The organism is Paenibacillus sp. OK060, from assembly GCF_900101205.1.
Taxonomy (GTDB): Bacteria; Bacillota; Bacilli; order Paenibacillales; family Paenibacillaceae; genus Paenibacillus; species Paenibacillus marchantiae.
This window is the reverse complement of record NZ_FNFR01000014.1, coordinates 18,591-32,182: the sequence shown is the minus strand read 5'-3', so window position 1 is coordinate 32,182 and position 13,592 is coordinate 18,591. Positions and strand designations below refer to the sequence as shown.

10 protein-coding genes and 1 pseudogene are annotated in these 13,592 nt (G+C 40.8%); 8 read left to right on the top strand and 3 right to left on the bottom strand.

Features of this window, described 5'->3' with window-relative positions:
- The first annotated feature begins 100 nt into the window (after positions 1 to 100).
- A complete protein-coding gene (locus BLS14_RS30410; RefSeq protein ID WP_218133148.1) occupies positions 101 to 1,549 on the top strand; it encodes a pyridoxal phosphate-dependent decarboxylase family protein in 1,449 nt (482 codons plus the stop codon).
- Positions 1,550 to 1,927: 378 nt separating this feature from the next.
- Positions 1,928 to 2,260 (top strand): MATE family efflux transporter, encoded by a 333-nt coding sequence (locus BLS14_RS33655; protein WP_090955591.1) that lies wholly within the window; start codon positions 1,928 to 1,930, stop codon positions 2,258 to 2,260.
- Positions 2,261 to 2,600: 340 nt separating this feature from the next.
- On the opposite strand, the gene BLS14_RS30400 is transcribed toward BLS14_RS33655, so the two are convergent.
- Positions 2,601 to 3,188, bottom strand: coding sequence for an isochorismatase family protein (locus BLS14_RS30400; protein ID WP_090955589.1), 588 nt, complete (start codon positions 3,186 to 3,188; stop codon positions 2,601 to 2,603).
- A gap of 130 nt (positions 3,189 to 3,318) precedes the next feature.
- On the opposite strand from BLS14_RS30400, the gene BLS14_RS30395 reads away from it, so the two are divergent.
- Complete coding sequence (locus tag BLS14_RS30395; protein ID WP_090955587.1) at positions 3,319 to 4,200, top strand: TetR/AcrR family transcriptional regulator; 882 nt, start codon at positions 3,319 to 3,321, stop codon at positions 4,198 to 4,200.
- A 462-nt stretch (positions 4,201 to 4,662) separates the two neighbouring features.
- Here the strand turns inward: BLS14_RS30395 and BLS14_RS30390 are convergent, their stop codons facing one another.
- Complete coding sequence (locus BLS14_RS30390; protein ID WP_176854867.1) at positions 4,663 to 6,309, bottom strand: RNA polymerase sigma factor; 1,647 nt, start codon at positions 6,307 to 6,309, stop codon at positions 4,663 to 4,665.
- A 1,080-nt stretch (positions 6,310 to 7,389) separates the two neighbouring features.
- Here BLS14_RS30390 and BLS14_RS30385 point away from each other — a divergent pair.
- Entirely contained in the window at positions 7,390 to 7,842 is a 453-nt protein-coding gene (locus BLS14_RS30385) for a hypothetical protein (RefSeq protein ID WP_090955583.1), read from the top strand.
- 77 nt (positions 7,843 to 7,919) lie between these two features.
- On the opposite strand, the gene BLS14_RS32870 is transcribed toward BLS14_RS30385, so the two are convergent.
- On the bottom strand, positions 7,920 to 8,078 hold the full coding sequence (locus BLS14_RS32870) for a hypothetical protein (protein WP_176854865.1): 159 nt from the start codon (positions 8,076 to 8,078) through the stop codon (positions 7,920 to 7,922).
- Between the two features lie 56 nt (positions 8,079 to 8,134).
- On the opposite strand from BLS14_RS32870, the gene BLS14_RS30380 reads away from it, so the two are divergent.
- The 4 genes and pseudogenes from BLS14_RS30380 (at position 8,135) to BLS14_RS30365 (ending at position 13,583) form a co-directional block, all read left to right on the top strand.
- Complete coding sequence (locus BLS14_RS30380) at positions 8,135 to 8,794, top strand: RHS repeat domain-containing protein (protein WP_143021610.1); 660 nt, start codon at positions 8,135 to 8,137, stop codon at positions 8,792 to 8,794.
- Positions 8,795 to 8,826: 32 nt separating this feature from the next.
- On the top strand, positions 8,827 to 9,009 hold the full coding sequence (locus BLS14_RS30375; protein ID WP_090955579.1) for a hypothetical protein: 183 nt from the start codon (positions 8,827 to 8,829) through the stop codon (positions 9,007 to 9,009).
- A gap of 273 nt (positions 9,010 to 9,282) precedes the next feature.
- Positions 9,283 to 10,005: pseudogene (locus tag BLS14_RS30370) on the top strand (Rpn family recombination-promoting nuclease/putative transposase).
- 1,094 nt (positions 10,006 to 11,099) lie between these two features.
- Complete coding sequence (locus BLS14_RS30365; protein WP_256336762.1) at positions 11,100 to 13,583, top strand: chitobiase/beta-hexosaminidase C-terminal domain-containing protein; 2,484 nt, start codon at positions 11,100 to 11,102, stop codon at positions 13,581 to 13,583.
- The last annotated feature ends 9 nt before the right edge of the window (positions 13,584 to 13,592 follow it).

Genomic DNA, 13,592 nt, shown 5'->3' with positions numbered 1-13,592 from the left:
GCATAGTGTGAGGAGAGCGAATTGATGAGCAAGATATCAAAAGGATGGTAGTGTTAAAATAACTTTGTCTTAAATTCTTACTGTACTGGGGGTTTTTATTTTGATAAAAAAAACACAAACGGATAGTAATGACCTGAATGAAAATTTCCGCTCTCTTCTTGAGCGTACCCAGGTTCATGCTGTAGATTTTCTCAACAAATTGGACAGCCAGTCTGTCGGCGCAACTACAGACACAGATACATTACGTCGTCGATTGGGCATTCCACTTGGCGATGATGGCATTCCCGCCGAACGGGTGATTGACGAGTTGGTGGCTGCCACCGAAGGAGGACATTTGGGCTCTGCAGGGGGCCGTTTTTTTGCATGGGTGATTGGCGGTGCACTACCTTCAGCACTTGCAGCCGATTGGCTTACTTCCACTTGGGACAATAACGCAGCTCTATATGCTTGCGGGCCTGCCGCTTCTGTAGTGGAAGAGATAGCCGGAGCATGGGTCAAGGAGGTACTTGATTTGCCTAGCACAGCTTCGTTCGCATTTACCACCGGCTGCCAGATGGCGCACTTCACTTGTCTCGCCGCAGCACGTCATGCGCTCCTTCGAGATAGGGGGTGGAATGTGGAGCTGGACGGGTTGAACGGAGCTCCCTCAATCCGTATTCTGGCGTCTGAACAGCGTCATGGAAGTATCGAACGCGCTCTGCGCTTCCTCGGTATCGGAACAGCTGCCTTGGTTCCTCTCACAACCGACGATGACGCGCGTGTCACAGCAGATGTGCTGTCCACAGCACTTAAAGCTTCTGACAGCCCAACGATTGTTATTCTTGACGCAGCGGATCTTAACGTAGCCGCAATCGATCCTTTCAGTGAACTTATCCCTATCGCGCGAGCAGCTGGGGCATGGGTGCATATCGACGGTGCATTTGGACTTTGGGCGCGAGCAAGTGGAAAACATCGAAGCAAACTGGCAGGAATCGAACTGGCGCATTCATGGGCGACGGATGCGCATAAGTGGCTTAATACACCGAAGGACAATGGAATAGCCCTAATTACTGATTCCGATGCACATCGCGCAGCAATGGGGATTAGTGCAGTCTATCTGACCCATGATGCGGAAACACGCGACCAAATTAACTGGACGCCTGATTGGACTCGACGCGCACGAGGCTTTGCGGTTTATGCAGCGTTGCGTGAGCTTGGCAGAGTTGGCGTGGCCGAGCTCATTGAACGGAGTTGTGATCATGCCGCAGCTCTTGCGAGCGGTATCTCAGCGTTGCAGGGCGCCGAGTTGGTTTTTGCACCCACGCTGAACCAAGCACTGGTCAGGTTCCTCTCGCCAAAAATCAATGCTTCAGAAGAAGATCATGACGCTCGCACCACCTCAGTGATTGCCGCTATCAACGCGGAAGGAACGGCATTTTTCAGCGGCACAGTTTGGAGAGGGCGGAGTGCAATGCGAATCAGCGTTGTCAACTGGCGCACGTCGGACGCCGATGTGCATGCGACAGTAGCCGCAGTCGCACGCGTGCTCGCCAGTATGGACCTTAACTAGAATTTTTGTGGCGCAAGACAAGCAGTCAATAGTAGGTTTGTAACTGGAGAATGGGACCCGTATAAATGAGTTAATTTATACAGGTTAGTTTATGTTTTTTTAACCTTGATGGGCCAATTGCCTTCAAGGTTCTTTTATTAAGGTATAGTTCATAACAAGACATTTGAAATGGGCTAATTGATAATTGTACATTTATTCGTTAAAATTTTTGCTTTGTTGGCATTGCCAGAGACGATATTTTCACCTTATATTGTGAGCGTATTTGATAGGATCTTCCTGAGCAGTTTTATTTGGAATCGGTGGTGCTCCGTTAGCTTCTATAAAAATTGGAGAAAGGGAACATAATAAAGAGGAAGACTTGCTTGGTTTCGTTTCTCTATGCTACTCATGGCATCGATGCTAATAATAACTGTGTTTCTACTATTTAATGCATCATTTTTAAAACTATTTGGTGCCAGTCATGAGATTTTATCATTCGCTCATGTAATTTTAAACATTTACCTTTTTGGAACTTTAGGTGTACTCATTTCTCTGGGATTAGATAGGTTAATTGCATCACAAGGATATTCTAAAACAGCCATTCAGGGTATTTGTTGCTGCTGTTGTGAACATTATCCTCGACACCATTTTTATTTATGGTATGAATTTGGGCTTATTGATTTTATAGCGCGGCTAACCAATCATCAACGATCTAGAGCTTATTGTACTTAATGCTAGACTAATGAGAGGACCAAAAGCTTTCTGCTCCAGAAAATCGACGGACGTCCAATTTATTTAATGGCTTAAATAATCCGTGTTTTTAGCAGACGAAGATAGCTCTGTACATGGAACAATTATTAAACTCTAGATAGGGTTACATAGAATAGTGGACCAACTAAAATTAGGTAGTGATCTAAGTGCCAACAGATTAGAAAAGTAACGCAAAACAAAGCAAAGGTACCTGGTTGCGTGCCTTTGCTTTAACTTAGAATGAAGGGTGTTGTCGTAAAAATTTACATGGTATCATTACCGATGCGTGCTTGTTGTCGGACCTCTCATCTATTAAGTTCTTTTATGTGGATCTAGATTGAAGCGCTGCACAAGCGAGAATCTCGTCGGTAGTGCGGATTCGTCCGATACGTGGAAAGATGACTTTGCTTACGTGCTCATGTTCTGCCTCACTGAATCCGGTCATTGCGTCTATTGCAAAAATCACTTGATACCCATGAGCAAATGCTTCTCGCGCAGTTGTATCAACCCCAATCCCTGAAGCAATTCCGCAGAGTATGATCGTAGTAATGCCTCTCCGGCGTAACTGCTGATCCAGATCCGTCCCGTAAAATGCACCCCACTGACGCTTAGTAATTAGATGGTCGTTAGTAGTGACTCCAATTTCAGGTACAATTTCATCCCATCCAGGTACCAGATTGATTGCTGGAGGTTCTTGATCCAGCAGCGGATGGGGCATATCTTTGAAATCTTTCGAAGAAACACGTACGAGTCCAACGAAGGCACCAACCTCGCGGAAAGTTTGAACCATAACAGCGGCACGTTCGACAACTTGTTCTGCTGAATGAGGGGCGTACTGGTTTCCGATCCATTTCTGCAAGTCGATTACGATTAATGCCGTTTTAGAAAATTGATATAAATGCTCTTTCATGTTAATCACACTCCAATTCCAACTTGTTTATCCTTAATAGTTAGTTCATAAAATTGAACTTTTATTTATTGACTTGGTGTTCATAATTTTGTACTATAGGTTCAAAGTTGTCAAGAGGGGATGCTTGAGCATGAGCGTAACGAAGCAAGATATTATTTATTCGGCTTCTAAAATGTTTAAAGAAAAAGGTTACCTGGGAACATCCATTCAGGAAATCGCCCAGGACTGTTCCATAGCAAAGGGCTCCGTTTACAAATATTTCCCTTCTAAAGAGGATTTGTTGTGTGAGGTTTTCGACCATTGCCAAATGGCTTATTTTGATCGGGCTGAACGTTTGAAAGATATCGGAAAGGGAAGCTCTCAGGAGAGACTAGTGGATCAGATTGTATTTCGTTTTCAGTATTTCATGGAATATCGTCATATTATGGTGGATTTCATTGATCTACCAATTACGCAGTACGAAACATTCCGCAAATTGAGAAATCACGTTCGCGAGCGAATGATGGAGTGGCACAGATCATGGCTTTTAGAAGTCTACGGCCCTATAATTAAGCCGTTTCTCTGGGATTTAATCTTTATTTACCGGTCTTTTATTAAAGATTATCTGCAGCGCGTCATCTCCGAAGAGAATCTATTGTCCATTGAGGATACAGCTTGGTTTATCGTTGATAAAATGGATGCGTTAGTCAACCACATGTCCAAGTTAGGTTCGAATGGGCTGCTCGGGCAAAGCGCATATGATACATTTATTCATTCAGGCTCAAATGACTGGAATGGAGAAAAAAAACGGATCACCGAAGAGTTGCTCAGCAGAGTGATTGCTATCATTGAGGCCTGGAAGGGGGGGGCTGAACGCCGTAAGGAATTGCAGGAGATTTTTCAATTGTTGAATAGTGAAATTGCTCAGACTAATCCAAAGAGGTCGGTTATTCAAGCGTTGTGTGCTTACCTAGAACAAGAGAAAGAACTAAGAAGTTCAGTTATTCAGTTAAAGCATACCGTCCTATCCTAGGTAAGGAATATTGGTGTTGGTTAGAGAAATGTGATTGTTCCAATGATGATAACTATAGCGGTATATTTAAATAAGGTTGCACAATTGTTGCTTTAATGGATTTGAAGAACAATAACATTGGAACCATGTAAATTCAATATTGCCCGTAAATTCATTCAACTAACGGGCAGTTTTGCTGAATAGATCTGCCGAGTAGTGGAGCATCTGGCCTCTCACGGTTGGTTGCGCACAAGAAAGATTAAAAATCGTAAGGTAAAGGAGAAATCCGGCAGATACGATTGCGATTAAAAACTACCCATGACGCACATGCGTCATGGGTAGTTTTTAATCATTTTCATACGTTCAGGAGGGGGCCGTGGTGAAATAGCGATGTCCTACTTACTTCGTTGGACAGACAGAGTTTTGTGTAAAAATGGCCACCGCCCGGGAACGGCCATTCTTCGTATACATTTCCGAACCGACTTACTTGACCGGCCCCATCCAGGTTGAAATCGTCTTCTGCTGGTGCGGCAACGGCGGTTTCAACTTCCCGTTATCGATCAAATGCTTCAAAATATAAGCGACAAGCCGGCCTCCGCCGGTGTTGCCTCTCACCATGTAAGCAAGCTGCGGCTCCAAATGCTTCGGCTGATTTTGCAGGAACAGGTTGAGCATTTTGTCGTAGAGCTTGCCGACAGCAGGCGCATACAGAGCGGACAAATCCGGCATTGCCTTGTTCAACCGATCCAACGTTTGCGGAGAGTCGATCCAAACCGCATTGAACTTGTACCCCTCCTCCGTCTTGCGGATGTACCCCTTCTCCAGCAGGAACGAGTATTGCTCGGCGTTCTCTTCGTTTTCGGGCAGTTCCCCTTGTTGGAACGCATGACAAATCTCGACATTCCGGTATTCCAGGAAACGCCAATCCATCTGGCGGTCGCTCCAGTACGTATTGAATTGCCACAAGTATAAGGGAGTGTCTTCGACGTAGCGGAGCGACGGACCGAAGGTGACGTAACTACTCAAATCAAAACCCGGATCGGCATTGTGGCTCCGGTTTAACGCCGCATAGGCAATATACTGACCTCCGTCCTTTCGCATTGGTGCGACCGCATCGAAGTTTTCGCCCGCCGGCATGCTCCGCCAAGATTGCTCCTCGACGTTCTTGGGCAGCAAGGTCCAGAGCAGGAAGTTATAGTCGCCGTCCGGAACGTACACTCCGCTATCCTCGACTTGCCGGCGAACTTCCATTAACGAGTCAAAATGAACATCGGCCACTTCGGCGGCGCAATCTTGCCAAAATTGATGACCGGCTACGGCCAACTCGAAGAGGTCCCAGACGATGGTATTGCTTTGATATTTGCCGGGAGAGGTTTGGATGAGAAAATTGTAATCTGCCAGGTGCCGGACTTCGCCTTCCAGCAAAGACGGCGGCATTCCGAGCTCCTCCGCGATTTGATGTACGGTACGCGCCTTGTGATAAGCCGCGTAAACGATATTTTGCGCCAAGGCGCGTCCAAGAAAATCGTTGGTTTCGCCCAGTCTGCCGGCCGAACCGGAATGGCCCATTTCCCCCATGCTGACCGGATTGACACTTAAAGTTCCTGTTGCACGCATACGTTTCATCCCTTTCCGTAACTTCTTTCTAGCCTCGCTCAAATGCCACTTCACTGTGTTGACAGGAATGTTCAGAGCAATCGCGATATCGCCGATTTTAAGCTCGTCGTAGTAATGCATGACCACGATCCGGCGATGGATATCGGACAGAAACGCGACTTCTCGGCGGAGCTCGCGGTAAGCTTCGGTTACCAGCAGCCGGTCAAGCGGCTCCCGGGAAGGGGCAGCAGACAGTTCGGACATGCCGTTGATTTCGAACGCTTGGGGAGCGTGCGCACGCTTTTTCAACCAATTCACCCAAGTGTATCGGGCAACCGTCCAGACGTAAGCGTCAAGGTTTCTAATGTCCCGCACCCCAGAGAAGGATTTCAACAACTGCAGCATTATCTCCTGAGCCAGATCCTCCGCCTCGGCCCGCTGCTTGACCCGATTTAAGGCAAAACCGAAAATCGGTTTGACATAGCTTCGAATCGCTTCCGCCGCTTCTTTCCCGTTTTTACCAATTGAATCCATCTTTTGCCTCCATAGTTGCATCTGTAATTCCTGACAATTATATAGTGTGCCAGGCGAAATAAAGGTTGGGATTATTTTAAAAAAAATTTGGACGTCCTACCGGATCAATCATACACGTATAATTACAAACATCATGAGTAGGTCATTTAAATGGTTAAAGAGACGTTATGAACTTTTTGTTAAACAAGAAGAAGATTACTTTAGATGTAAAGGTCTCACTTTTAGTATATAAAGATACTTCTTTTCCTTTCAACTATGGGAGGATACAAACTAGGAGCACGAGCCGAAGTTCTTGTTCGGGTACTTGGGGTACTCCTTCGTTCCGTGGTTAACCAGGAGTGGTCTGGATTAATTATTCAAATGCATAATAGAGGCTCATTAAACTAACGGGAAACGATAGTTCATACAACAAATAAAGCAGCTGACCAAAATGATCGGCTGCTTTATTTCAAACTAACAGGAAGATTATTTTTTATTCAAGTTAAAATTTGCACTTATTCTCAAGAGGTACATATCATATTATTGTAGACATTGGGTCTACTTCTGCAGGAAAAGGTTAGCCCGCCGATTCACTCCCGGCGGGCTTTATTATTGTACAGCTATTCGGCACAACAGACTCAACGGAACTCAGATATACGATAGGTCAATGACCGGGAACCATCCGTGAGATAACTCTACTTCATATCTATGTAATGGGGCAGCTACACGTTCACCATTTTTCAGTATCTCTTCAGCAAACAACGCCCTTCTTTGATAACAAGTTCTTATATCCTCCAGGTGAAACAAAATGGAACGGTTTACCTTCTGATTCTCCCGATCGCTATCCGGCGTGTTGTCCATGTTGGATGGAAAATAATAATACCTAGAGGAGAATTGGAGATTTAATGCGTAAGGAAATGCATTTTATCGTAAACTGATGTTCACATGCACTTTAAATGCTAGTATAATAAAATTAGGAAAATAAAACATTTTATAGTTGAATCTTTTCCTTAACAGACCTTATCGATTCGTTCAACATTTGGGTGAATATAATGTTTTAAAGTAGGAAATAATTGTTTTTATAGGAAGGGCGAGGATAATATGTTTAAAAAAATATATTTAATAGCCTTTGCAGTGATTATTATTTCAGGAGTGGCATTAATATCGAATTCGAAAGCAGACACCTATTCAGAAATGGAAACCGTAAATAAGACAGATGAAAATCCTGTTAACACTAATTTTTCAACAAATAACGTGAAATCTGTAGAATCCGTAGAATCAAAAATCGCAAAAGGGTATTATAGTCAACTATATACACCTCATGGCATGTTCGTACGAGCAGATGAACAAAGTATCTTTAAGGAATCGGAGATAGCAAGAAATTTAGATCAAATCGGGCCTAATACGAATCAACTAATTTTTGAAGGCGAGTTTTTTTTAAAAGTAGATGAAGCTGAATTTCTTAAAAATTATCCCAATTCGTTGCTCTTAAATAAAACCTTAAATGATGAAAACCTGACTGATACTGATGTTCCATCAAGTTCATCAAAATAGTAATTTCACTTCATAAAGAAGGAGCCATTGTTTTCGACAATGGCTCCTTCTTGGCCTTCTTGGCCTTCTTGTTTTACTTAATCATTGATTGATCCATATCCACTAGCAGTTGTAGTTCCAATATTTTTTATTTGCAAAGCATAAGTACCCGCTTGAACATTGGAAAAAGTTATTGTTTTAGTAGCACTTGAATAGTTACCAGCGATTGGTATGCTATTTTTCTCAGAAGCTCTCAAAGTATACTCGATAGATACAGTCCCGCTACCATTATGGTAATACCTATTATTACCACTTGAGCGGTCATGGAGATGTCGTTAGTTTAACGGATCAGAATGGAAACGAAGTAGCTCAGTATGAATATGACGCATGGGGGAATATTTTAAATCAAAGTGGTTCAATTGCGGATGAAAACCCGTACCGTTATGCTAGTTATAGATATAATACTGAGTCTGTATTATATTATCTGATGTCCAGAAACTACAATCCGGAACTAGGTTCCTTTATTTCATTAGACGCGGAACAAGATTTAGATCTGGATAATCCGCTGAATCGAAATGGGTACAGCTATGGATTGAATAATCCAGTTACATTCGTTGATGATGATGGAAATAATCCATTCATTATTTTTCTTATTGTATTCGTAGTTAAAGTAATTGCTAAAAAGACTGTAAAAGCAGTAGTTAAGAAAACTGCTAAAAAAGCAATATTTAAATCCCTTAAAAAAGGGACTAGTGGAACAGCTAAGAAAGTATCTCATTCTGGTAAGAAAGCAACGAACAAGCTCCCATCTAAGGAACAAAAACCTTACTCATATGCAGATAGAATAGACGAAGAAGGTAAACTTGTTCAAAGAAGATTTTATGACAAAAATGGAAATGAAAAAAAGATATTGACTATACGAATCATGGGAATCCTAAAGAACATCCGAAAGTCCCGAATAAACAGAACCTAGAAGCTCTTGGAGACAATGAAAGGAGAGACAGTATGTACAGTTATGAAGAGTTTATTGAGGATTTAAATCTTGGACATGAAGTGGAGTTTGACTTAAACGATTTCCACTTTTTAATCAGTTATAATGAAGATGGATGGTATTGCGTTAAACAAAATGAAGAAGTTCAACTTAGATATGACTCTGTGGAACAGTTAATATCAAAATCCAAAAATTGAGGGAAAAACAATAAAGGAGTTATGGAACCATATTATCGTGACTAGTGTATTTTGATGATTCTCTAGGGGAAATAACATATTCCGTTGAAAGTCACTATTTATTTAGCGGCTTTTTTGTTTTATCGGTACAAGTTTGTGTCCCGAGCCAAGGACAAGAAGACTCTCGAGCAATTCAGTTTTTCTCACTCAGACTCATGAATTTTGGGTGAGAGTGATTTGCTTAAAATTATACTTGTGACGGCTTGATTTTGGTATAATGGAACTGAAGAAAGAATGGAGTTGTCTGTTATGGATTTACTGGATCCCAGAGTAGATTTTGTTTTCAAACGTATTTTTGGCAGTGAAAATAACAAAGACGTATTGTTGGCATTTTTAAACCGAGAAGCAATCCATTTTTGATGTTTATGCCAAAACGTCAGAGGGAAAACTAATTGACATTGAAATGCAATTATTTAATAAATACGATATTGAGAAACGGACATTATTTTATTGGAGCAAACGATATTCCAGTCAACTTCATGAGGGTGAAAAGTATCAGGAGTTGAAAAAATGTGTCACCATCAATATTTTAAACTATGCTTTTTTAGAAAATCGTGAATATCATAATACATTCCATCTCAGGGAAGATCGAACGGGTTTAACGCTTATGAATTACCTAAATTAGATGACGTGATCCCTTTACAAGGTGGACTTGAGAATTGGTTGTTGTTTTTGAAGGGTGTGGATACTACACATTGGGAGGTGCTGAAGATGAACGAACCAGGATTAGAGAAGGCTATGGATACCTTACAATTTTTGAGCCAGGATTCAGAAGCTCGTCGTTTGTACGAGGCTCGTCAGAAGTATTTGCATGACGAAGCCTCGATGCTTGAAGGGGCTCGAAAAGCAGGTATTACAGAAGTGGCCAAAAATATGCTGAAACTTAATTTGGATTTAGCTACGATTGCGAAGGTGACTGGTTTATCTGAACAGGAGATTATACAATTGAAGAGATAAAGAAAAATGAGGTGAAACAAAAAAATGTAATCAAATCAAGTCGCTAATTAGCGACTTTTTCTATTTAGAACGCTGAGAGGCATTGAATTTTTCCGTATTATCGGGAGAAATGGTAGAAAATTGAATCATAGACGTGAAGATAGATAGAACAAAAAAGACAGGGCTAAACTACCACCTTATCCTGTGTTCTACTGGGGAACTGTGGTTTAGTTTCTTCTGAGATCGACCTCGATGTAGAACGATATGTGTTATTGGATAAAAGGTCAAAAATCTGAACCTCCTAAATAAAAAAGTGTTTGATTACTTCATATGGAACCGTCTGGTAACTTCCACAGACTTTATTTCTGAGGTCTGAACTCCGGACAACATGAATACTTTAAGGTAAGTTAGACCTTACATATGTTGAAAAAACTAATGAATATTAAGATATTCGTCATCTGGTAGAAGAAAATTTAAAACGGATGATTTATCCCGGCGGAAGCAAACAACGTTCAATTATGATAGCAACAGCAACCGTACTTCCATGATTGGTCCATTAGGAATAAGGTCTATTCTAATGTGGCTACAATGAACATGCTTATTTCAGTAGGCACGTCCCAGAGTACTCCGAATAAACAGTGAAATCTTTGCTCGGAAAGCTTAACTTGGATCGGTATAAACTAGGAAGGAAAGCGAGGAAAAGGAATGTTCCTCTTTGCTAAGTTTTCTTAAAGAGTCGAGTGATAAGAATACGTTCCCATTGATGTCGCTAATTTAGCGGCTTTTTTATTTTATCGGTACAAGTTTGTGTCCTGAGCCAAGAACAAGAATTTGTTCCTATTACCGATTAGGTAATTATTAAAAAGGAGAGGTTCTAAGATCGAAGTCCCGTGAAAAAGGCCATCTAAATTGGAGGCGATGGCCTGGATTTACAGAGTCACAGGCAATTTTTCTTATATAAGAATCGGTGGGAAATTACAATTTGTAGCCTTCGGATGAATACTAATTTAACCTCTAAGTTTAGATAGAACTAATTTTTTTATTGTAAAATTTTGAAAAATAAATATAATAGTAAATTGTTATATATTAAAAATTACTTATAGGGGAGCGAGAAAGTGATTTCAAAAAAAGTAGCTTTATGTATGGTCTTTATACTATGTTTACAGCTGGTCTTATCTAGTATATATGTAAGCGAGGCAAAAGGCATTGTATCCAACGAACAAGAAGTTCAAGAAGAACAAGAACCAAAGGAAAATGAGGAGATCTTGAGGGCAAAAGAAACAGCCCATGATAATTCGGATATACAAGAGATATCAGATTCATACACAGCTCAATTAAATAAATGGAAGCAAGAATTCCCTGATTATGAGCCTCAGAAAACGCCACAGAACAAATCACTTCTTCAGTCAAAATTAGCAGTGCCTTCCATGATTAAATCCTCACATGAAAATGAGGTTTATAAACTCCAGCCCAAATATTTAACCAATAATTTTTCATTTTCAATGATGGCTTCAACCATTACTAATGGAAATACAGTTACAACCATGGGGAACTTTCGAAAGCCTTCAGATCTCAGCGGGATGAGTTGGGAATCTATAGATCACTATAGTCATCCAGATTTAAAATATCCAACGGATAGTGACTTTTCAAACGTCACTTTAAGTTACAGTTACTATCTTTACGGAAACTTACCAGAAATGAATTCCGTCCTTGCGCCTGCGCTTACGATTGAGACGAACACTGGTGAAATTTATTATGCTCGATTGTGGAACTATGTGACCAATCGACCCCAAGATGATTGGGAACAAGAGAATAATATTATATTTCCTGCACGTAGAGTAGCTGGTGCTGCTAGTGGCACACAAGGAAATATAACTATTGATTTTAATAATCTTTATGCAGGCTGGCAGCCTTACCAGAAAGAATATAATGTCATCACTCATGAAGATGGAACAAAGGAATATATTGAAAAATGGGTTAAGAATCCAGAGTGGAAGAAAATCCCTGTTGGTGATATTAAAAAAATTATGTGGGCTTATGTTCCGACAGAATACGATGGAACAGCAGCCGATGATTATTTATCGGATTCTGAAAAGTTCATGGTTAAAATGACCAACTGGAATGTGTCAGGTAATGATTATTTAGGCAAAGAGCCCACGGCTCGGCCTGGGCAAGATCTTCGCATTACTGATGATTATGATGATATCTACAATTTGACCCCCGAACGAGTCGTATCAGACTATCACAAGTTGGGCTTTAATGGTTATGTGACTATGTATGTGGGTGCCTCACATTACTATGACAAAAAGTATTCAAATGGAGCAATGGAAGTCATTACGGATTATCCATTCAATTCAGGATTTGAACAGTGGTATGACAACTATATTAAGAGATTGAGTGAGCATGATTTCAAGCTTATCAATTCTATTTCTATGGAAAGTGTTGATGCGCCTGCTGACTGGTGGCAGCGCACGTGGGACAACACACCAGCTACAAGTGGATGGGTGCCCGTTCCTCATTTATTGAGCTTTACAAATCCAGACGTACAGAAATTTTATAAAAAATATGTATTAGAACTAGCAAGAATGTCTGTTAAAAATGGAATGGAGCCAATGATTCAGGAGGGAGAGCCTTGGTGGTGGTTCATGGAAGGTTTAAAGGATAAACCGCCCACATTTTATGATAAAGCGACGAAAGAACTTTACCAAAAAGAGACGGGTAAACGTATGTATGAATTTAAGTCTAGTTTGGAATCAATTAAAGGTCACGAGGATATGCTTTATTGGTTGAGGAATAAAAACGGTGAGTTTACATTAATGCTGAGAGACGCAGTAAAAAAAGTTTACCCCGATGCAAAGTTTACCGTCTTGTTCTTTACTCCTTCTGTAGTTGACCGGGATAGAGTACCTCAAATGATGAGTATCGTTAATTTCCCTTATAAGCAGTGGAAGTATCCAAATCTAGATTTTTTTATGCTCGAAGATTACGATTATCTGATCTATGACCAAAAGGATAAACACATCAAATCGTTGACTTATGTACAATCCCATCTCAAATACCCCGTTGAACTCATACATTATTTTGCAGGTTTTGTTAACGACGTCGAGCATTTACATGTTTGGGACAATATTAATCAGGCTATAAATGATGGTTTTAATCAAGGTTTTGGTGAAGTTTATGTTTGGGCTTATGCACAAGTAAAACGGGATGGTTGGATATTGCCAGACTTGATCAAAGTCAATAAACCAACAGGTCTGTACGAAAAACCATTTAACCTAACACTTTCAACAACGGGAGACAAGATTTTATATACCATTGATGGCTCGAAACCTACTTTAAACCATGGAACAGTCTATACTCAACCCATTCATATTTCGGGTTCAACAGATATAAATGCTGCCGTTGTTAAAAATGGACAGATTACACAAATCTACAACTTTACCTATGATATCGGGATAAAAAAATATGAATATGATGCGTTTAATAGGATCATTTCTGAAAGATTTGCTAAAGGTGAAAAGCTTTATATCATAGACTATATTTTTGATGCGCTTGGTAACATGATAAAAACGGATCGTATGATTATTGATAATAATTAGGGGATAGAA

Excerpts from the sequence above, each read along its gene's own strand:
- BLS14_RS33655 (WP_090955591.1), top strand. The coding sequence starts at position 1,928 with ATGCTACTCATGGCATCGATGCTAATAATAACTGTGTTTCTACTATTT.
- BLS14_RS30390 (WP_176854867.1), bottom strand. The coding sequence starts at position 6,309 with ATGGATTCAATTGGTAAAAACGGGAAAGAAGCGGCGGAAGCGATTCGA.
- BLS14_RS30395 (WP_090955587.1), top strand. The coding sequence starts at position 3,319 with ATGAGCGTAACGAAGCAAGATATTATTTATTCGGCTTCTAAAATGTTT.
- BLS14_RS30400 (WP_090955589.1), bottom strand. The coding sequence starts at position 3,188 with ATGAAAGAGCATTTATATCAATTTTCTAAAACGGCATTAATCGTAATC.
- BLS14_RS30385 (WP_090955583.1), top strand. The coding sequence starts at position 7,390 with ATGTTTAAAAAAATATATTTAATAGCCTTTGCAGTGATTATTATTTCA.
- BLS14_RS30375 (WP_090955579.1), top strand. The coding sequence starts at position 8,827 with ATGTACAGTTATGAAGAGTTTATTGAGGATTTAAATCTTGGACATGAA.